The sequence below is a fragment of the Candidatus Tisiphia endosymbiont of Thecophora atra genome, from assembly GCF_964026395.1.
Lineage (GTDB): Bacteria > Pseudomonadota > Alphaproteobacteria > Rickettsiales > Rickettsiaceae > Tisiphia.
This window is the reverse complement of the sequence record NZ_OZ032145.1, coordinates 516,903-537,802: the sequence shown is the minus strand read 5'-3', so window position 1 is coordinate 537,802 and position 20,900 is coordinate 516,903. Positions and strand designations below refer to the sequence as shown.

The 20,900-nt window shown below is 32.0% G+C and carries 21 protein-coding genes and 1 pseudogene; 9 read left to right on the top strand and 13 right to left on the bottom strand.

Annotation, left to right across the window (positions count from 1 at the left end; translation table 11 throughout):
- Window positions 1-83 precede the first annotated feature (83 nt).
- Window positions 84-836 carry an IS5 family transposase gene (locus tag AAGD45_RS02660; RefSeq protein WP_341761883.1) on the top strand — a complete coding sequence of 251 codons (753 nt, stop codon included), beginning with the start codon at window positions 84-86 and terminating at the stop codon, window positions 834-836.
- A 54-nt stretch (window positions 837-890) separates the two neighbouring features.
- Here AAGD45_RS02660 and AAGD45_RS02655 read toward each other — a convergent pair whose 3' ends face one another.
- The 6 genes from AAGD45_RS02655 to rpsF all read right to left on the bottom strand — a co-directional run bounded on the left by AAGD45_RS02655 (window position 891) and on the right by rpsF (window position 5,823).
- Window positions 891-1,841: an IS110 family transposase gene (locus tag AAGD45_RS02655; RefSeq protein WP_341761882.1), complete on the bottom strand. Its 951-nt coding sequence runs from the start codon at window positions 1,839-1,841 to the stop codon at window positions 891-893.
- Window positions 1,842-2,543: 702 nt separating this feature from the next.
- The gene (locus AAGD45_RS02650; RefSeq protein ID WP_341761881.1) at window positions 2,544-3,605 is read right to left on the bottom strand and encodes an IS110 family transposase; all 1,062 of its coding nucleotides are present in this window, start codon (window positions 3,603-3,605) and stop codon (window positions 2,544-2,546) included.
- Between the two features lie 308 nt (window positions 3,606-3,913).
- Complete coding sequence (locus AAGD45_RS02645; protein WP_341761880.1) at window positions 3,914-4,441, bottom strand: hypothetical protein; 528 nt, start codon at window positions 4,439-4,441, stop codon at window positions 3,914-3,916.
- 133 nt (window positions 4,442-4,574) lie between these two features.
- Window positions 4,575-5,129: a 50S ribosomal protein L9 gene (gene rplI, locus AAGD45_RS02640; RefSeq protein ID WP_341761879.1), complete on the bottom strand. Its 555-nt coding sequence runs from the start codon at window positions 5,127-5,129 to the stop codon at window positions 4,575-4,577.
- Between the two features lie 13 nt (window positions 5,130-5,142).
- Window positions 5,143-5,427, bottom strand: coding sequence for a 30S ribosomal protein S18 (rpsR, locus tag AAGD45_RS02635; protein ID WP_341762193.1), 285 nt, complete (start codon window positions 5,425-5,427; stop codon window positions 5,143-5,145).
- 27 nt (window positions 5,428-5,454) lie between these two features.
- Window positions 5,455-5,823 (bottom strand): 30S ribosomal protein S6, encoded by a 369-nt coding sequence (gene rpsF, locus AAGD45_RS02630; RefSeq protein WP_341748149.1) that lies wholly within the window; start codon window positions 5,821-5,823, stop codon window positions 5,455-5,457.
- A 472-nt stretch (window positions 5,824-6,295) separates the two neighbouring features.
- Here rpsF and AAGD45_RS02625 point away from each other — a divergent pair, with 472 nt between their 5' ends.
- Complete coding sequence (locus AAGD45_RS02625; RefSeq protein ID WP_341761878.1) at window positions 6,296-7,000, top strand: winged helix-turn-helix domain-containing protein; 705 nt, start codon at window positions 6,296-6,298, stop codon at window positions 6,998-7,000.
- 67 nt (window positions 7,001-7,067) lie between these two features.
- On the opposite strand, the gene AAGD45_RS02620 is transcribed toward AAGD45_RS02625, so the two are convergent.
- The 5 genes from AAGD45_RS02620 to AAGD45_RS02600 form a co-directional block, all read right to left on the bottom strand.
- The gene (locus AAGD45_RS02620; protein ID WP_341761877.1) at window positions 7,068-7,838 is read right to left on the bottom strand and encodes a transposase; all 771 of its coding nucleotides are present in this window, start codon (window positions 7,836-7,838) and stop codon (window positions 7,068-7,070) included.
- Window positions 7,839-7,924: 86 nt separating this feature from the next.
- The gene (dut, locus tag AAGD45_RS02615; RefSeq protein ID WP_341761876.1) at window positions 7,925-8,389 is read right to left on the bottom strand and encodes a dUTP diphosphatase; all 465 of its coding nucleotides are present in this window, start codon (window positions 8,387-8,389) and stop codon (window positions 7,925-7,927) included.
- Between the two features lie 51 nt (window positions 8,390-8,440).
- Entirely contained in the window at window positions 8,441-9,250 is an 810-nt protein-coding gene (locus AAGD45_RS02610; protein ID WP_341761875.1) for an SPOR domain-containing protein, read from the bottom strand.
- Window positions 9,251-9,274: 24 nt separating this feature from the next.
- Window positions 9,275-11,008, bottom strand: a complete 1,734-nt coding sequence (gene argS, locus AAGD45_RS02605; RefSeq protein ID WP_341761874.1) for an arginine--tRNA ligase — start codon at window positions 11,006-11,008, stop codon at window positions 9,275-9,277.
- A 3-nt stretch (window positions 11,009-11,011) separates the two neighbouring features.
- On the bottom strand, window positions 11,012-12,163 hold the full coding sequence (locus AAGD45_RS02600; protein ID WP_341761873.1) for a deoxyguanosinetriphosphate triphosphohydrolase: 1,152 nt from the start codon (window positions 12,161-12,163) through the stop codon (window positions 11,012-11,014).
- A 215-nt stretch (window positions 12,164-12,378) separates the two neighbouring features.
- Here AAGD45_RS02600 and AAGD45_RS02595 point away from each other — a divergent pair, with 215 nt between their 5' ends.
- Window positions 12,379-12,711 (top strand): HesB/IscA family protein, encoded by a 333-nt coding sequence (locus tag AAGD45_RS02595; RefSeq protein ID WP_341761872.1) that lies wholly within the window; start codon window positions 12,379-12,381, stop codon window positions 12,709-12,711.
- A 177-nt stretch (window positions 12,712-12,888) separates the two neighbouring features.
- Here the strand turns inward: AAGD45_RS02595 and AAGD45_RS08700 are convergent.
- Both AAGD45_RS08700 and dusB read right to left on the bottom strand, forming a co-directional pair.
- Window positions 12,889-12,967, bottom strand: a pseudogene (locus tag AAGD45_RS08700) (transposase); the annotation flags it as partial.
- Window positions 12,968-13,647: 680 nt separating this feature from the next.
- Window positions 13,648-14,619 carry a tRNA dihydrouridine synthase DusB gene (gene dusB / locus AAGD45_RS02585; protein WP_341761871.1) on the bottom strand — a complete coding sequence of 324 codons (972 nt, stop codon included), beginning with the start codon at window positions 14,617-14,619 and terminating at the stop codon, window positions 13,648-13,650.
- 177 nt (window positions 14,620-14,796) lie between these two features.
- Here dusB and ybeY point away from each other — a divergent pair, with 177 nt between their 5' ends.
- The 6 genes from ybeY to AAGD45_RS02555 all read left to right on the top strand — a co-directional run bounded on the left by ybeY (window position 14,797) and on the right by AAGD45_RS02555 (window position 20,809).
- Complete coding sequence (gene ybeY / locus AAGD45_RS02580) at window positions 14,797-15,294, top strand: rRNA maturation RNase YbeY (protein WP_341762192.1); 498 nt, start codon at window positions 14,797-14,799, stop codon at window positions 15,292-15,294.
- A gap of 3 nt (window positions 15,295-15,297) precedes the next feature.
- The gene (locus AAGD45_RS02575; RefSeq protein ID WP_375331542.1) at window positions 15,298-16,233 is read left to right on the top strand and encodes a hemolysin family protein; all 936 of its coding nucleotides are present in this window, start codon (window positions 15,298-15,300) and stop codon (window positions 16,231-16,233) included.
- Window positions 16,230-17,864 (top strand): ABC-F family ATP-binding cassette domain-containing protein, encoded by a 1,635-nt coding sequence (locus tag AAGD45_RS02570; RefSeq protein WP_341761870.1) that lies wholly within the window; start codon window positions 16,230-16,232, stop codon window positions 17,862-17,864. Before AAGD45_RS02575 ends, AAGD45_RS02570 begins: the two co-directional genes overlap by 4 nt.
- Window positions 17,865-18,168: 304 nt before the next feature.
- On the top strand, window positions 18,169-18,498 hold the full coding sequence (gene rsfS / locus AAGD45_RS02565; protein WP_341761869.1) for a ribosome silencing factor: 330 nt from the start codon (window positions 18,169-18,171) through the stop codon (window positions 18,496-18,498).
- Between the two features lie 83 nt (window positions 18,499-18,581).
- Complete coding sequence (locus tag AAGD45_RS02560; RefSeq protein ID WP_341761868.1) at window positions 18,582-20,309, top strand: cation:proton antiporter; 1,728 nt, start codon at window positions 18,582-18,584, stop codon at window positions 20,307-20,309.
- A gap of 8 nt (window positions 20,310-20,317) precedes the next feature.
- Window positions 20,318-20,809: an SH3 domain-containing protein gene (locus tag AAGD45_RS02555; protein WP_341761867.1), complete on the top strand. Its 492-nt coding sequence runs from the start codon at window positions 20,318-20,320 to the stop codon at window positions 20,807-20,809.
- The last annotated feature ends 91 nt before the right edge of the window (window positions 20,810-20,900 follow it).

The following is a 20,900-nucleotide window of genomic DNA, read 5'->3' as shown; positions in this document are numbered from 1 at the left end:
ATTGTAGTTAGGAAAGAGGAAAGAAAGTTGCCATAGTAAGAAGAAATGGTAGTTTCTAGTTATCAAAAAAAGGAACTACCAATATGAAGTATTACATAGAAGAACAAGCATGGGAAGTAATTTTATCATTTTTTAAGGAAAGAAATGGTATACACAACAAGAATGAAGAAAAAATGAGACAGTTTATTGAAGCAATATGGTTTATTGTTAGAACAGGTTGCCAATGGCGTCTTTTACCTGATGATTATGGTTGTTGGTATAGTATTTATCGCAGATTTAAGAGATGGGTTGATAAAGGTATATGGGATGCTTTAATGGATTATGTTAAAGTAGATGCAGATATGGAATTGATTATGATTGATGCAACTATTATAAGAGTACATGCTTGCTCATCTGGATATATCAAAGGTAATCAAGAAGAAGCAGCTTTAGGTAGAAGCAGAGGTGGTTTTAGTACTAAAATTCATGCCCTTGTTGATGCCCTTGGTAATCCATTAAAGTTTATACTAACTGCTGAGCAAAGAAATGATATAACTCAAGCGGGAAATCTTACTCAAGATGTTCAGAATACGACAGTGATAGCCGATAAAGGATACGATAGTAGTGCATTTGTAGAAAGTTTAGAAAATAAGGGGTGTGAGATTGTTATACCACCAAAATCTAACCGTAAAGTACAACGTGAATATGATAAACATACTTATAAGGAACGACATTTAATTGAGTGCTTATTTGGTAAAATCAAACATTTTAGGCGTATATTTTCTAGATTTGATAAAGCCCCAGCCACTTTTTTAGCTTTTCTAAATTTCGTTGGAACTTTAATATGGTTACGTTAAAATTTTTGTCAATTATCTTTTATCTAAATTTTCAAAAAAATAAAAAATATTTATCTAAATAACAAAACAACGTTTTTGTTGAATAAGTTTATGGCACACTTCAAGTAGTTTACGCATGCACGCAACTATAGCAACCTTTTTAGGTTTAAAATTGTTAACAAGCCTATCATATAAAGCTTTTAAATATTGAAAACTATTTTTGACACCATTTTTCCCCGCCAATACCGCCATGTATAAAGCATCTCGTGGTATTTTCCTGCCACCTCTAATAAATCTTCGTCCTTGCTTATTACCACTATCACGAGCATAAGGAGCTATCCCCACAATTGCTGACAATTCGTTACTACTATAATTTTTATTTCCTAATTCAGGTAAAAAACTAATTAGTTTTTTAGCTACGCATTTACCAATACCAGGCACACTCTCTAATATTTTTACCTTCTCTTTCAACTCTTCTGATTCATCTATTACCTCATTTAATTTCTTATCAAGCTCAGCTATTTCATTCTGTAAAAATTTAATGAGTTTTTCTATACTCTCTTTATCAATGCCATCAATACTATGATGTAGCCTCTTCTTTTCATTGCTAAGCATTAATACTAAATCTTCTCGCCTTTGCTGACATCTCTTCAAAGTCTCTGATTCAACTTGATATAAATAATTAGCTGTAAGTTGCATCTTATCGCCATAATATGCTAATTTAAATGCGTCCTTCTTATCAGTTTTACACAAATTCACCGATTTACTAAATGAATTAAAACTATAGGTATTGATCTTATGTATCTGTTGCTTATTATTATACAATTCTTGGCAAATCTCTGCTTCATAACCTCCAGTAGGCTCACATACTATTATCTTAATTTCTTGCTCTTTTATTAATTTTATCAGTTCTTCATGCCCTAACTTATCATTGGAAAAACAATTATATATCGGTTTATTGTTAGACTCATATAAACATATATCTAACCATTTTTTACTTACATCTAGACCTATTATTTTACTCATGATATAATCTCCTTCATCTTATTGTGCAAGGCTGCTGCTTCCAGCACCTTCTGCAATTTGTTCAAAGCAAACCTTGTAAGAGGGTACTTATTCTGTGCACGATTATTTCAATCAAGAACCTATCAAGTCACCCTCTTACAATTACTTATATCATAATTTAAAGATATAAGAACCTAGGTAATGATAAAATAACTTAGTGATAGCATAATTAATGATAGAATGATTTAGTAAGTAATAAAAAAGAAAAAGCTATGTTTGATTTTCTAAACTTTTTCTCGAGTGGTGCGACTCATCTTCGAGATAAATATGAGCAGAAATTATGCTATAGAACGTGAGTATTATGCGACGAGTGGAGTGTAGAATTAAATTCTCGTTACTGACTACATGTATGAACCTCCTGTAAAATGCAAGAAAAAAATAACATCTAATAGCAAAAATGCAAATGCATACATGTATCCGGCTTATAGTTAATAAATTATGTGTAATTTATCCTACAGCCCTGATGGAATTCGCTGGCTTACAAACTATATACTTATCATTTTATCGGCTTCAAAGAGCCATTGTAGTCATCAGTTTTTTTGTAAGCTAAGGTTTGTCTTATTTACCATCAATATTATTATCTCACGCATATTCCGGGTTGGAATCTCTTACATATTCTTTGTTTACCTATTAATTAATAAACCACTATTTATTTTATGTTAATTATAATAGCTTTGTGCTACAAACTTTACTCTCTACATAATCATCCCCTGACCTTAGTACTGCAAACACCACTCTTGCCAGTTTATTAGCTACAGCAACTACTGTTTTATTATGTCCATTTCGCTCAGATAAATTAAACATCCACTGCGTAAATTTGCTAAAATCTTTTTTAGATTTTTGTTCTTCCGATGTAAATCTTATCTTGGCATTTAGTACAGCTCTAGCTCCTTGGATCAATAAAGTACGCAAGTAAACATCACCTCGCTTGCTAATTCCAAGCAACTTATCTTTCCCTCCACTGGAATGCTGCCTTGGCACTAATCCAAACCATGCCGATAATTGCCTACCATTCTCAAAACTTGTAGCATTACCTATTGATGCTATTAAAGCAGTAGCAGTAATTAAACCAAGACCAGGTATAGCTGTTAATCGTTGATATTGAGTTAAGTTGCTAGCTATTATTTTTAATCTTTTTTCTATCTCTTTTATTTTTTTGTCATTATCCAAAAATTCCTCTTTCAGTTCACTAAATGTTTGATAACCCAGCTGGCTTAAATTTCCTTCATCTAAAATCTCGGTTAATTTTGTCATAACCTTATTGATCCCTTGAGGAATAATAAAACCAAATTCATGTAGTAGACCCCTAATTTCATTAGCAAGGGCAGTACGATTTTTTACCAATCTCTCTCTTACTAGATGAATTGATAAAATATCTTGTTGTTCTACAGTTCTAATTGGTACAAACCTCATATTTGGTCTTGTTACCGCTTCACATATAGCTTCTGCATCAGCTTGATCATTTTTATTAGTTTTAACATACGGTTTGACAAATTGTGCTGCCATTAGTTTTACTGTATGCCCCAATTTAGTTATTTCTCTTGCCCAGTAACTAGCTCCGCCGCAAGCTTCCATCCCTACCAAACATTTTGGTAAATTAGCCATAAATGTTAAAACTTGATCTCTCATTAATTTTTTCTTTAATACCGTCTTACCATTTTTATCTACACCATGAATTTGGAAAATTCTTTTTGCAATATCTATACCAATTGTGGTAACTTCCATCTTAGCCTCCTGATTGTTGTTTTAATATATTTAATATTAACTCTAGAAGATTAGCAACTACTTTTCATTCTGTATATCAGGAGGTCCATACCATTATTTTATCATTTTGCAGATTTTGTCATTTGGGGCATTGTTAGATCAAATAAATTGAATAAATGTTGTTGAAGAGTCGTTAATTTTGATAATCTTGCTACTTTACAACCTTTGATAGTATAATATAAAAAACATATTTTTCCAACTCTCTTAATGCTTCCTCAATGGTCACATTATATTTACCATCCTTAGTTACTCCACAACCCTGTTTCAACTTATTTTTTATTATAGTGCCATATTTTTAATGCCAACATACAGACAAATACATGTCCCTTTGTTCTATTGCTTTTCCTTAAAAAAATCGGCCTTACTTCTAGTAATCCCGTCTTCATACTGCTAAAATTCGATTCTACTTCATGTAAATTATGGTAAGCTTTATCAACCAATTCTTTACTCATCAGTTTAATTTCAATTTGTGTTTTAATCGCATAACAACCATCAAGAGCAAATAACTCTTTTTTCTTATCTTGATTAATTTCAACCACTATTTGGTTGCCGTCTAATTTTAGGTTGATAAATTTATCTATCCGCCATTCTTTGGCAATTTTTTGAATATTATTTAAACCGGTTTTTGGCTTTGCTTTCTTATGCGTTGATACATATATATTACGTTCTTCCACCTTGCTAACTAGTTTTTCAACTCGGTTATTCCTATCAAACTCAACTTTTCGGGCTATAGAACCATTTTTTCTTAAAATATATCTTTTACCATTACTGGTATAGAAAATATTCATATGATTCAAAAAAGACAAATTACTGGAGCTAATAATAATTTTTCTACTTTTGAGAATTTTGTTATGCTCATGGCATCATAATATCCAAAATCTAAGGTTTTACAATTTTCGTTAGAACACGATTTACAAATGCGACAAAACCTTATATCTGCTCCACATCGTTAGGAGTAGAGGTTTCTTGTTGATTAGAACTTTCAAGGGGGTCAATAGTATCTTGCTTATTGTTCCTTGAGTAATCTTGTGCTTCAGATTCTGACCTTGCAACAATTACCGTTATATTTGTACTAAGCTCAGCGTGCAACCTAACCTCTACCACGAATACACCTGTTGACTTTATCGGTTTCTCAAGAATTATACTTAAATGTGATATTAAGTGCAAAGAAGCCTTAGACAAACTTTCAGCAATTTCTTTATTATTCACTGAACCAAACAACCGACCATCATCAGCAGACTGCTTAATAAATATTAATTCCTTACCACTTATAACATTATTAATAGCTTCTGCCTCAGATCTTATTTTTAGCTCCTTCGTTTCAAGATCATGTTTTTGGGCTTCTATGAACTGTTTATTAGGTTCTGTTGCCCTAATTGCTAATTTTTTGGGGATAAGATAATTACGAGCAAACCCCTTTTTTACCTTAAGAATCTCTGCAATCTTTCCGAGTTTTCTTACAGGTTTAATCAAAATAACTTCCATCTTATTCCTCTGCTCAAATTTGAAATACAAAAGGCAACAACGCTAGGATTCTAGCAATTTTTATAGCATTCTTCAGTTTTCTTTGCTTTTTGGCACATACATTGGTAATCCTACTAGGCAACATTCTACCACCTTCTGATACAAATTTTATTAACAAATCAGGGTTCTTGTAATCAATTACTGGAGCATTTGGAATAGAAAGAGGACATCCCTTACGTTTTCTAAAAAACACTCTTTTATTATTTCTATCAGCCATTCTAGTCATTGACTGAGAGTCAACAGCATCATTCTCAAACATTTTAATCTTTTCCAATTTTATTACTATTTAGTCTTTATTAATTGTTACATCAACTATTTCTTCATGATCTGAACCTTTACTTCTTAGAATCGGCGAAGGTTCAGCACTTATTGAATCAACATTGATATTAACAAACCTAATAATATTTTCACTTAGCTTCATTTTCCTTTCCAGTTCATTTATTACCGAAAAATCAGTTTTAAGCCCCATAAAAACATAATGTCCTTTTTTATTATTACCAATTTTATAGGCTAAACTTCTTAAACCCCAATATTCAGTTTTAATAACTTCACCGTTACTATCTTTAACAATTTTAGTAAAGTCATCGGTAATTTTATCTACATCAGCAGACGAAATATCTTGGCGTATGATAAAAACTGATTCGTAAAAAGCCATATATAAGAATCTCCAGCTACAAAATAAAGCCATTTATAACAATAAAAAACATTTAATTCAAGTGTTATCTTTATTATAGAGCATAATTAATAAATCACTAATACCTTTTGATTGCAAAAATATAACCGTTTTACACGGATTGTAAATAAATAATTAAATTAGTAGACTTATATTAATAAATTTAGTAGAAATTTATTAATTAATTCGATAATATTGCACTTTAAAAAGTCAAATTAATATCATTACAATAAATTCACAATAATGTAACATTAGACTCTTGCATAACTGAATTATACTCTTTTTACTTTAAAAATTGACTCAGCAAAAACTTTGAGGATTCGCGTACTTCACATTACTTACATGTACGTTTAGCATGCTTATACCTTGTTTTATGCTCCAATCCCTCAATCATTTGGGTATACAAAGAAGATATTTAGTCATGCCTAAAGTCTTCATTTAATTAGTATTTAAAATGTTCGATAAATTACCACCTAGAATTCTTATTATAGAATCAACTAAAAGCATTAACGTTTCTTTATCTAATGTCATAGAGAGAGCATGGTTTAATCTTGTTAAGGCTAACACAATAGAAAAAGCTATAGCCTACTCTATTGCAAATCACCCTGATATAATTATTGTTGATTCAATGGTACAAGATAAAGTTGCTACAGAAATAGCAACTAAACTAAGAGAAATTAATGGTTTAGAGAAAGTACCAATAATTTTTTTGCTACATTCCGGAGAATCTCCGTCTAATTATACTTTGGAAGATAATAACTTTGTTGTTTCTCTTACTAAACCATTCACTTCAGATCAGCTAATGATTTCAATAAGATCATTACTCCGACGATCTAATTTAATTCTACAAGATAAAGTTATAAAATATAAGGAAGTAAGTATGGATCTTACTACCTATAAAGTAACTAATAAAGGCAGGATAATTCGTTTAGGACCAACAGAATTTAAGATTTTACAACTTTTTATCAAAGCACCTAAAGTAATATTTTCCCGTCAAGATATTGTAGACAAAGTGTGGGGCAGAGATACAGCTATTGACCTACGTACTATTGATGTACATATAAATAGAATAAGAACATCTCTAAAAAATAAAGAATCTGAGGTATTTATAAAAACGATCCGTGCTATAGGATATTGCCTTGATTTGCCAAATTCTTAGAATTAAAGTAAAAAATTATCTATTTAACCTGAGCATCCGTAATGGAAGTCAATAAAAAAATAGTAACTTAACATAAATTTTCATTCCAGGAAGAATTATTTTTTACAATAGAGTGCATAAAAGCTAGTAATTTGCGCATAACAGCAACAAGAGCAACTTTTGCTGGTTTATGTTTAGCAATTAAGTGGTCATAAAAATTGCGTAGGTGCTTATTACATCGTAAGGCAGCTACTGCAGCCATATAAAGAACTCTTCGAAGATTACCTCTACCTGCAAAAATACTTCTTCTACCTTTATAACTACCGCTTTCTCTAGCAAAAGGAGCAAGACCTACTAAAGATGTTAACTGCCTAAAAGTAATATTGCCAAGCTCCGGTGCTTCACATATTACAGTGCTAGCAAGAGTAATGCCAACTGCTGGAATAGAAGTAAGCCGATCAATTTTATCCTTTATTTCTTGATCTTGAGAAATTAATTCTTTGATACTATCCTCAATCTCTTGTAATTGTGCTGTTAAACTAGCAATATGCTGGTTCAAAGATAAAATGACGACAGCATTAAACTCTGTATCCTGCCTAGCAATTTCTTGATTCTTAAATACTAATAATTGTTCTCTTCTTTTTAATAAAGCATGTAACTGTTGTTGGCTATTACTATCATAAGTAACCTTCACTGGTAAAGCAAAGCACGTTGCATAATCATGCAACAATTTACTATCGATATTATCAGTTTTAGCAAGCCATCCTTTAGCTTTAGCATAACTACGCACTTTATTAGGGTGTACTGTAGCAAAAGGCAATTTATTTATTTTTAAAAATTCTCTTAAATGTATGTTCATATCCACCAGTAGGTTCAAAGACAACAATTAACTCAGATAAGACAACTTGGCTATTACTTATCAAGCTGCCTGATTATTACTTATTGTCAGATTAAGTCGTAACTAGTACAGAATTTCCCAGTCGAACCAAATCCACCAGAACCTCTAGAGGTTTCATCTAACGAATCAACCTCATCCCATAAGATCTGCTCATACCTAGCAATAACCATTTGAGCAATTTTCATACCACGCTCAATTACAAAATCTTCTTTAGGATGATGATTAATTAAAATTACCTTTATCTCACCACGATAATCAGCATCAATTGTACCAGGTGAATTCAGCACGGTAACACCATGTTTTAGTGCTAAACCTGATCTTGGTCTGATTTGAGCTTCTAAATGACTAGGTAATGCTATACAAATTCCAGTGGGGACTAACTTTACTTCTTGTGATTTTATAGTTATTGGTTCAATATTTGCTGCTATTAGATCCATACCGGCACTATGCTCAGTAGCATAACTGGGTAAAATATCTACAGAATGTTCTAATTTTTTAATTTTAATGTTCATAAATATAATATTTTTTGGTATGATATTGACTGGAACTGCCTTAAAAATCCATCAACGATTAGTGATTATACAACCTTGCTGATTGTAAGATAGTTTATTACAAATCGCTTTAGCTTGGCTTATACTTTGGTAATTACCTACTAATATTAAATAGAAGAAATTTCCTTTATCAGATTGCACCTTCTTGATAGTTATTACTGTATTATTAAGAATTTTTGCATATTTTTTCTTGATTCTTTCTCCTTCTTGGTTAGCTTCTGATTCAGATTTTACCGAGGCTAGTTGAATTTTATAACCACCTTGATTCGACTTATTTAACTGTGTTTCATCAATTTTGCGATGTGATTCAGTAACTTTTATGACATTTAAACCAGCTTTATTATTAGATTGTTGAACTATTGGAACAGATTTTTGCTCTATTAAATTCTCTTTTTGCACCAAGTCATTTTTTATTATATTAGGCAAAATTGTTTCCGTTTCTTCTTCATCTTTACTTAGTTTGTGTTTTTCATACTTAGCTTGATCAGTTTCTACTATACTAAATAAAATCGTGTCTATCGAGTCAAGTTCTTCATCACTTTCTGCTAGTTTTTGTTTAGCGATATTTAATGGCTTTTCCGGTTCAGGTTGTAATATTACAGGTTTGTTGGTCTTTTTTTGTTGTAAACTCTCATAAATTATATTATTCGCATTTGGTATCACTATCCCCCCACTATCTTGTGGTTTAATTTTTGTAGGTGATGGATCAGGGTAAATTGTTACTACTTGGCCACTATTTCGGCTGTAATTAGTATAAACTAAATATGTAATACCACTAATTATTGAGAAAATAATTAGTAAGAGTAAAGTGCGGTTAGTCATCAACTTATAAATTACAATACTTCATTACATTTTATTCATAGGCGTTACCCCTATAACATCAAAACCAACTTTTATAATCTTTTGAATAGACTTTGCTAAAGCAAGCCGAGCAGTGGTTAACTCTATATTATCTTCAATTAGAAACCGATAATCATTATTTTCTTTGCCAAAATTCCATAAAGCATGGAATTTTGAAGCTAAATTAATCAGATAAAAAGCTACTCTGTGGGGTTCAAAATATTTTGCCGAAATCTCTAAAACTTTTGACCATGAAGCAAGAAGTTTAATTATTTCTATTTCCTCTTCGCTGGAAAGTAACGACAAGTCATACTCATTCTCTAAGAATTTACCATATGCTTTTGGCATGGATTCTTTAGCTTTTTCCAGTATAGATATTGTCCTAACATGAGCATATTGTACGTAAAATACAGGATTATCTTTTGATTGTTCTTTTACTTTTACTAGGTCGAAGTCAAGAGCAATATCATTTTTACGGGTTAGCATTATAAATCTTATTATATCTTTACCTACCTCATTTGTTACATCTCGCACACTAGTAAAATTACCGCTACGTTTTGACATTTTTATAGCGATACCGTTTTCAACAAAATTTACTAACTGGCAAATCTTAACATCAACTTTAACTTTTTCTCCACCAAGGGCTTTAACTATTGCCTCAATTCTTTTTACGTAACCACAATGATCTGCACCTAGAATATAAACTAGATGATCAAAACCACGATCTATTTTATCCTTAGCATAAGCTAAATCAGAGGCAAAATATGACCAACTACCGTCAGATTTTTCTATTGGTCTATCTTGATTATCACCAAAAGCCGTAGATTTAAACAATTTCTGAGTTCTTGAATCCCAAGATTCATCTATTTTACCTTTAGGGGGGGGCAACTGCCCCTCATATATTAGTCCCATTTTAGTAAGCATTTGTACAACTTCATCAATCTTACCACTATCATGCAGTGAATTTTCCGAGGAGAATACCTCGTGTTCAATATCTAGCTCCTTTAAATCCTGCTTAATTATAGCTAACATTTCTTCTATTGAAAAATCCTTAACGAGTTCATGACGTTGCCTATCGGCCATTGTTAATAATTTATTACCAAATTTTTCCACCAACTTTTGTCCAATATCTGCCAAATATTCTCCAGGATAAAGCCCTTCTGGTATTACGATCTCTTCTTTTGTTAATGCTTGTTTATAGCGTAAAATAACTGAATTAGCTAAGTCATCCACTTGAGAGCCGGCATCATTAAGGTAATATTCTTTGGTAACAATATAGCCAGTACTATCTAGAACTTTGGCTAAAGCATCACCATAAACAGCACCTCTAGCATGACCAATATGCATAGGACCAGTTGGATTTGCAGATACATATTCAATATTAACCTTTTGATTATTACCAAAATTAATCTTAAAAAAATTCTCCTTATCCAACAATATGTCATTGATAGAGTTATGCCACATATCTGCTTTGATAGTAAAGTTAATAAATCCTGGACCAGCAACTTCTATAGATGCAATATATGGAAGAGGCGTTAATATTTCCTTAAATCTAATAGCTAGTTCCTTAGGTTTAATATTTTGTTTTGCAGCGATAATCATAGCTATATTACTTGAAAGATCACCATTGAGATTATCTTTAGGAATTTCTATAGCCGCCAATTGTAACACATCTTCATTATCGCATATTTGTCTAGCTGCACTAATGATATCGTCACGTAATTTATTAAATATATTCATAAATCAAATATTGTTAGAATTAAAGGAATAAAGAGCCTGATATTCTTGAATAGCAAAGCGGTCAGTCATGCCAGCTATATAATCTGCTACTATATCAGCCTTAGATTTTATATCCCCTGGTATAATTAATTCTTTCCAACTAAATGGTAATAAATCAACATTATCCATATATACTCTAAATAACTCTTGTACAATTTTCTGACATTTTAAAGTTATAGAGGTCAGTTTATTATACCTATATACTTTATCATACAAGAATTGTTTAATTTCCATTATACGCTCTTTTGCTTTGTCAGTAAAATTAACAAGCTGATAATCAAGATGGCGTATATCATCGGTTGTGATTATTTTCTGTTTTTGTAAATTATTATTTGTTTGTAGCAGTAAATCAGCAATTAAATCGCTGATCAACTTACGCACTACTTCATAAATGAGTCGAGATGTTGTTATATTTTCAAATTGGGACTTAATTTCAAAAGCATATTGATCAATAAATTTAATTTCCGTTAGATGATTAAAGTCAATAATCTTGGCACCAATACTATCTTCTAAATCATGGGAAATATAACTAATATCATCAGCTAACGAAGCAATTTGGGCTTCAGCTGAAGAATAATGAGTTAAATCAAGGTTATGTTGTAAATCATACTCTACTATATATTTAGGTATATTATTTATTAAAGGACCATTATGTTTCACAATTCCTTCTAGCACTTCCCATGTCAAATTTAATCCATCATAAGCCGCATATCTTTTCTCTACTTTAGTAAGAATCTTTAATGAATGAGCATTATGGGAAAATCCACCATAATCTTCCATACATTTATTTAGTGCTATCTCCCCTGCATGACCGAAAGGAGTATGCCCAAGATCATGAGCAAGACCTATAGTCTCTGCTAAATCACTTGATAAATTAAGGGTTCTAGCAATAGAACGTGCAACCGTAGAAACTTCAATCGAATGAGTAAGGCGATTCCGATAATGATCCCCCTCGTGATTAATAAAAACCTGAGTTTTATATTGTAAACGTCTGAAAGCCTTTGAATGAATTATGCGATCCCGATCTCGTTCAAATTCATTTCTATAAGATGTAGGATATTCATTAAACAATCTCCCCCTAGTCTTGGCTGGATCTACTGCATATGAAGCAAGCATATATTAACTCCTATTTAATCTGAATTCGATGTAACAAGTTACATCGAATGATGAAAAAAGTTAAAATGCACTCGCGTCAACCGCTTCAAGAGTGCATTTTTCCTTATAACAAAGCCAGTATAGAATTACCTAGCAAGCTTTTCAAGGTTTTTAAATGAAACTCTTGCAAAATTAGGTTTTTAGGATTATTCTAATGGTCTTTATAATATAAGATTATGTCAATAAAAGTTACTGATAATGCTTTTAAAAGAGTAGATGAGCTAATAAAACTAGAAAGTAATCCAAGTTTGGTTCTTAGAGTAGTTGTTGATGGTGGAGGCTGTTCTGGATTTGTTTATAAATACGCTCTCGTTCCAAGCAATGATATAACAAAAGATGACTGTACTATAGAAAAAGATAATATTAAAGTAGTTATCGATGAAATATCTCAGCAGCTTATGGTTGATTGTATAATAGATTTTATCGAAGAATTAGGTAGTTCCTATTTTGAAATTAGAAACCCCCTTGCAAAAAATAAGTGTGGGTGTGGTAATTCATTCTCTGTATAACTGTATATACTCAATTAACCTGAAGAGTTGGCAAAATGATTAAAAGTTATAGTCTGAAATTGGTCAGTTATAAGAGTAAGCAAATTACCTTTGATTTATCAATATTAGCAAAAAATCTATCTATAGCTTCTGAGAATTGAGCAAAATTATGGTAAAATTTATTATTTGTTACAATTCTATGCATAAATTTCCATAATCGTTCAATCGGATTAAGATTAGGGCTATAGGGAGGTAAAAATACTAATTCTATTTTGCTACTTGTGTGACTTATAGACCTTGTTACAAGCTAATTGTCAGATAAAATTACGACTTATCTTTTAGTACTTAACCTGAATTCGATGTAACAAGTTACATCGAATTCAGTGTTATATATAGAAACAATCAGGTTTGAAGCGGCTGCCCACCTGATTGTTAAAATATAACACTCCATTCAATATGTGATTTTAATAATTAAAATCACATATTGAATGATGAAAAAAGTTAAAATGCACTCGTAGAACCGCTTCAAGAGTGCATTTTTCCTTATAACAAAGCCAGTTCGATATAAGAATTATTAATTCTTATATCGAACTGAGGTTACTTAATATATTTTTTTTTAATAGCAGATTTAAATTCTTGGTCATATTTGTAATCCTGTATAGCAAAAGTTTCTTTTGAAGAATCATAACTTTTATGTACTCCTTCTATAGAAGGAATAGTATGTCCGAGTTCTTTATATTTCTCCCGTGGAGTTCTACCATAACTGTCGAAAGTTAGTAAATATAGCTTCCCTATACATCATTGCGAGGAGTCGCGAAAAAGCGGCGACGCGGCAATCCAGGATACACAAAGCGTTACTCTAAAAAAACAGCCTAGCTGTTTACCTAGATCGCTACGGCATCTAAAGAGCCTTGCTATAACGATTATAGAAAAATTTAGGGTACTATGGTCACGATGTTAAAAGAATTTTCCATAAAATTCCATGATCTTTTCTTTAACCTGAATTGGATCAGTCATCATATTAACCCCTCCTCTAAATTCAGCTGAGTTTGCTAAACCACTACTATACCAACCTATATGTTTTCTAGCTAGCTGAACAGCTGTATCATTTCCATAATACTCTAACATAGCATCATAATGACTCAGTATTATTTCTAGCTGCTCTGCTATTGAAGGTGGCGGGAGTTCTTCTCCGGTTTTAAGATAATGTGCTATTTGAGAAATAAACCATGGTCTACCATATACTCCCCGACCAACCATTATGCCATCAGCACCTGATTTTTGTAAGCATTCCTTGGCTTTAGACAAAGAAGTAATATCTCCATTAGCGATAACTGGAATCCTCACCACATCTTTAACTTGCCTTATAAACTCCCAATCTGCTTGACCTGAATAAAACTGGCATCTTGTTCTGCCATGAATGGTGATCATTTGCACTCCAACATCATAGGCTATTTTTGCTAAATTTGGAGCATTCTTAGTTTGCTCATCCCAACCAGTTCGCATTTTTAAAGTTACTGGGATTTTGACAGATTTTACCGTAGTTTCTAAAATTTTTGCAGCTAATTTCTCATCTCTCATTAAAGCTGAGCCAGAATATCCTCCTACTACTTTCTTAGCTGGACAACCAAAGTTTAAATCAATAATCTTTGCCCCCATATCCTCATTCATTTTAGCTGATTCTGCTATTATATCAGGTTCGCACCCAGCAATCTGTACACATGAACCAGTAGCATCGTCCCCAATAATCGCACATCTTTGCAAAGATTGTCTTGTTTCAATAATCATCGCTCTACTTGCCACCATTTCAGAAACGACAAGTCCTGCACCAAATTTTTTCACTAACTTTCTAAATGGTAGATCAGTAACACCAGACATTGGAGCTAATATCACCGGATGAGGTAGCTGAATATTGCCTATTTTTATCATAAATATATTTTCATTACTTTAAGTAGCTTTTAATTATAGAATAATTATTATAAATTATCATAAGATACCACAAACTAATGCTATCACTAAGAAAAATTTTTAGTATTATCTGCAGGATATTGTTATATAATATTATTGAGCATTATTGTTGAGTATTTTCAGCCAAGAAATTATGTCATGAAAATCAATGTAGAGATTATTCGAGCTTGTCAAGATTGGAAAAATCAAAAATTTATTAATAAACTATTAGTGAAGAAGGTTGTTGGTGCTATACTGAGTAAATATAAGAATTTTAAGGGAGTTGCAGAGTTTGAGTTAGCAATATTACTGACTAATAATAATGAAATGTTGAATTTGAATAGCCAATTTCGTGGCAAAGCAAAAGCTACAAATGTACTATCATTTCCTGATATAGAATTAGACTTTCGGCATTTACTTGAATTTACTCCTAATGTACATTATATGTATTTGGGGGACATAGCTTTTGGCTATGAAATAATTCAAAATGAAGCTATAAGTCAAAATAAAGCCTTTGGAGACCATTTTGTCCATCTTTTGGTACATAGTATTTTACATTTACTTGGATTCAATCACCAAGATGACGAGGAAGCAGATATTATGGAAAATTTAGAAATAGAAATATTAAAGGGTTTTGCTATTGCCTCTCCATATTAGGTTCTGTCCACTTCTTCGAAAAAAGAAAACCTTACATCTATTCATTCTAAAAGGGCTATGCTGAAAAATCCTTCAAAAATTATTACTCTTAAATCTTTTTTCTCTCGGCTGTTTTCTAAAGAGAAGCTAGAGGATAATTTTTATGATGCAATTAAAAAGCTAAAATCTAACAGTAAAAAAATGACGTTAGAAGAAAAAAAGATTTTTATGAATCTTCTGAAATTTGGTCATAAAACTGTAGAAGATGTAATGATCCCTAGATCTGATATTAAGGCAGTAAAATTAACTGCCAGTATAGATGAGTTAAGCCAAATGCTTAATAGCAGAATACCTAATACTAGAACATTAGTTTATGATGAAACTCTGGATAATATAGTTGGCTTTATTCATATAAAAGATTTGTTCAAGATACTTGTTACTAAGCAACTTATTACAAATCAAGAATTGCAGCTAAAAAAAATAATTCGTAAACCTATCATCTCTGCTCATTCAATGAAATTGATAGATTTACTAGCAAAAATGCGAAGGGATCGTGTACAGATATCGATAGTTGTGGATGAGTATGGTGGAACTGACGGTATTGTAACCATGGAAGATATTATGGAAGAGATAGTTGGCAGAATAAATGATGAGCATGATAAGAAATCAGATAATGATAGTTTCAGAATTATCAATAATAATACTATTTTATCAAATGCTCGAGTGAAAGTTGAGGATCTTGAATCAGCTCTAGGTGTGAAACTAAAACTCCAAAATGATGAATTCGATACAATTGGTGGTCTAGTCTTAGCAAAAGTAGGTAATGTCCCTTTGGTTGGTACTAAAATTGATATTGAGCAGCAGGTTGAACTTGAAGTGATTGATGCAAGCCCAAGATCACTTAAGCAAGTTAAGCTGCGGTTAAAAAATGGTACAATATTACATGATAATACCTTATGATTATTACAACTAATTTGGCCATGAGCTATGGTGCAAAAATATTATTTACCGACGTAAATGTTCATATCAAAAATGGTAATAGATATGGGCTTGTTGGGGCAAATGGTGCTGGTAAATCCACGTTCTTTAAGATTTTGCTTCAAGAGGAAGAGGCTAGTATCGGAGAATTTACCTGTGTCAAAAATGCACGTATAGGATGTTTAAAGCAGGATCAATTTCTTTATGAAAATACCTCAATTATTAATACCGTTATTGCCGGTAGAAGTGAATTATGGCAAGCACTACAAGAAAAAGAAAAATTATTAGCAATTGATCAATGTGATGAGGAAATCGGTTATCGATTAGGTGAGTTGGAACAAATTATAGCTGACAATGATGGATATATATCAGAAATTTTTGCAGTTGAGTTACTGCTTGGTTTAGGAATACAAGAAAAATATCATCTTCAGCCTTTATCCGTTCTATCCGGCGGCTATAAACTTAGGGTACTCTTAGCCCAAAGTTTATTCAATAATCCTGATATATTGTTACTTGATGAGCCAACAAACCATCTTGATATAGTCTCAATTTATTGGCTAGAAAATTATCTAAAACAGAAATTCAAAGGTGCTTTGGTATTTATTTCACACGATCTTGTTTTTCTTAATAATATTTCTACACATATTCTTGATATAGATTATGGTACTATCAAGATTTATACTGGTAATTATGATATTTTTGTTCGTGATAAACAGTTGGTTACCGAACAAAAGCTTAAAGAATTTTCTCATTTAGAGAAAAAAATTGCTACTATGCAGAGTTTCGTTGACCGGTTTAGAGCGTTGGCTACTAGGGCTAGGCAAGCTGCATCACGAGAAAAACAAATAGAAAAAATGGAATTACCTGACATCCAAGAAAGTTCGCGTGTTAGTCCATATTTTAATTTTAAGCAAAAAAGACCATCTGGAAAATTAGTGTTAAAAGTTCAGGGTATTTCTAAAAGCTACGAGGATAAAAAAATATTAAATAATGTGAATTTTACTGTCTCACGTGGAGAAAAAATTATTATTATTGGTTCAAATGGTATTGGTAAATCCACTTTGCTTAAGATTCTTATTAATAAAATTTCTGCTGATTTAGGAAGTTATGAATGGGGTTATGAAACGCAAGTTTCTTATTTTGCTCAGGATCATCATGAATTACTAAATGAAAGTATGAGTGTTATTGATTGGTTATCCGACCAAATACCTACTGAAAGTGATAATGTGCTACGTAATGTACTAGGTCAATTATTATTCCGTAAAGATGAAGTAAGTAAGAATATTCTAAATTTAAGTGGAGGGGAAGGAGCACGTTTATTACTAGCAAAAATTATATTGGAAGAAAGTAATATATTGATATTAGATGAGCCAACTAACCACTTAGATATTGAATCTAAGGATATGTTAAAAAAAGCTCTAATTAACTATCAAGGAACTCTAATATTAGTAACTCATGATCGAGATTTTGCTAGCAATATAGCCACAAGGGTTATTGCTCTATCCCACCGAACTATCACTGATTTTAAAGGTAAATATCAGGAATATTTGCATAAATATGGTAATGATTATTTGGATAGTAGTTGGGTGTTGGCAAATAAGAGAGTGAAATAGTATAGTAAACTCAGGTTACTTTAGCAATTGACTCCAATTCGGGATAAGAATTAACTAATTCTTATCCCGAATTGGCTTTAATATAAGGAAAAATGCATTCTTAAAGCGGCTAACGCGAATGCATTTTAAACCTTTCTAAAGCTAAAAACATGATTTTAAAAGATTAAAATCATGTTTTTAGCAAAATATTAATTTAACAATCAGATGCAGAGCCGTCTCAAATCTGATTGTTTCCATAATTTCACCGAATTTGGGATAAGAATTGATAAATTCTTATCCCAAATTCGCGTAATTGGAGATAATTATGATAGAAAATACTGAACTATTGAAAGAGTTTGTGGTTAAATGTTTAGAAGAAAAAAAAGCAGAAGATATAATAGTAATAGATATAAGACAAAAAACTACATTAGCTGAATATATTATTTTTGCAAGCGGGCGTTCAACTAAAAATGTTGGAGCAATTGCTGAATATTTAGCTTTAGAGTTAAAACATCAAGCTAATATCGATACTAATATTGAAGGACTTGGAACATCTGAATGGGTATTAATAGATGCTGGAAATATATTAGTTAATATTTTCTATCCAGAAACTAGAGAATATTTTAAGTTGGAAGAGATGTGGAGCAAAAAATAAATTAAAAATATTAGATTTTTTACTGAAAACTACTTAGTGTATTTAAAAAATAATGTATTAATACTTCTAGGGAAAAGGTGTAAATGGAAGAGCATATTCTTATCAATATTATAATTTTAATAGGAACAGCTGTATTTGTTGTAGCAATACTGAAACGCCTTAATCTAAGCCCAGTTTTGGGTTATTTAATTGCAGGAGCGGTAATTGGAGACCATGGATTTAAGATTGTAACATATGATCAAACAAAATTACTAGGAGAATTAGGAGTAGTTTTTTTACTTTTTGCTATAGGTTTAGAATTATCTTTTGAAAGATTAAAGGTAATGAGGCGGTATGTATTTGGTCTTGGCTCACTACAAGTGTTAACTACAGCTATAGTAATTGCTGCCGCTGTTGTACTAATCAGCGGTAATAGTAGTGCTGCAATTATTATTGGAGGTGGTCTTGCTTTATCCTCAACTGCCCTTGTTATGCAAGTTATTGAGGAAAGCCGTAGCCAATCAACTCAACTAGGTCGTATATCCCTAGCTATCTTGTTATTACAAGATTTAGCAGTTGTGCCATTGCTAGTTATGGTACCACTGTTTGCTAGCAATAGTAAAGATTCGTTAGCGATAGCTCTAGGAACAGCTTTACTTAAGGCTATCATAGCACTACTTGCAATATTTGTTGCAGGTAGAGTGTTACTAAGACCTTTATTTGGGTTAATTTCATCGGACAATGGCGATATAAACGAGCTACCAATTTCCATGACTCTATTGGTAGTTCTATCTGCAGCTTGGGCCACGCAATATTTTGGTTTATCACTTGCTTTAGGAGCTTTTGTTGCAGGTGTTTTGGTTGCAGAAACAGAATTTCGGTTGCAAGCTGAAGAAAGTATATACCCTTTCAAAAGCTTATTGCTAGGACTATTTTTTATGAGCGTTGGAATGAATATTGACGCTCAAGAAATATACGCTCAAATATCAACTATACTAACTTGTTCTATTGCCTTGATTGTAGTAAAAGCACTAATTATTGCCGCCTCTTGCATTTTATTTGGTTTTAATAAAGGAGTAGCCTTGCATGCAGGTTTATTATTATCACAAGGTGGAGAATTTGCTTTTATCTTATTCGGTCTTGGTAAAGAAACTCAGGTTATTAGAGAGAGTACGGCTAATGTTCTGTTATTAGTGGTGACATGTACTATGGCACTAACTCCATTACTGGCAATTTTAGGAAGAAAACTTGCTGAAAGACTTGATAAACAACTTGGCAAGACTCCAATACAAATTATAGAACTTGGAGCAAGAGATTTAACAAATCATATAATAATTGCCGGTTTTGGTAGCGTTGGTAGAATGGTAGCATTAGTACTGGAAGCTGAAGGAATCAATTATATAGCACTAGATGTTAATGACGAGATTGTAAAAGCAGAAACAGCTAATGGCTTTCCAGTTTTTAAAGGAGATGTATCACAGATTGATACGCTAAAAGCTGTGGGAGCAGAAAGGATTTTAACTCTAGTACTTACAATGAATAATAGTGTTACTATCAAAAAATCTCTTCGAACAATTTCAAGTCATTTTCCAGATCTTGAAGTTATTGTAAGATTAAAGAATCTAGAAAAGGCTAGAGAATTTTATGATGCTGGAGCAACAACAATCATACCAGAAAATTATGAGACAGGGTTACAGCTTGGTGGAACAATTTTAAAATTTATTGGCCTTAGTGAATATGAAATAAATCGTATCAAAGGACAATTTAGATCAGGTAATTATGTAATAGCTAAACGAGATGATGCTTTGCGTGAATTAGAAGAGAATGATTAAAAATAACCATGGCAATCAAGTTACTAAAGCAACAGTCATATATTTTGATTATAATCTTGACCATTACACCTTTACTAACGACAGCTGATAATCAGAAATTGCCGATACCTAGATTTGCCTCAATAAAGGCTAATGAGGTAAATGCTAGAGTTGGTCCTTCGATAAAAACACCTATAGAATGGGTATTTGTTAAAAAAGGTGAACCAATAGAAATTATTGCAGAATATGAACAATGGAGGCAAATTCGTGATATAAAAGGAGAAGGAGGCTGGGTACATTCAAGTGTATTGTCCGGTAAAAGATCGGTAATTGTGGTAAGTTCCAAGTTAGTAGCTCTGACTCGAGCAGCTAATGATCAACATAAAATTGTTGCAAAAGTAAGTAATTATGTCCGTTGCCTACTTAATAAATGCAAACAAGATTATTGTCAGGTGTGCTGCAAGAATTATACTGGATGGCTACCTAAAACAGTATTGTGGGGAGTATATAAGGATGAATAATATATACTCTTGCCTCTACTGTAAATCCTTGCTCTGTGTCTAGGTTCTTATATCTTAATTAGGTTTTAGTGTGACTAGGTTAGGACTCTAG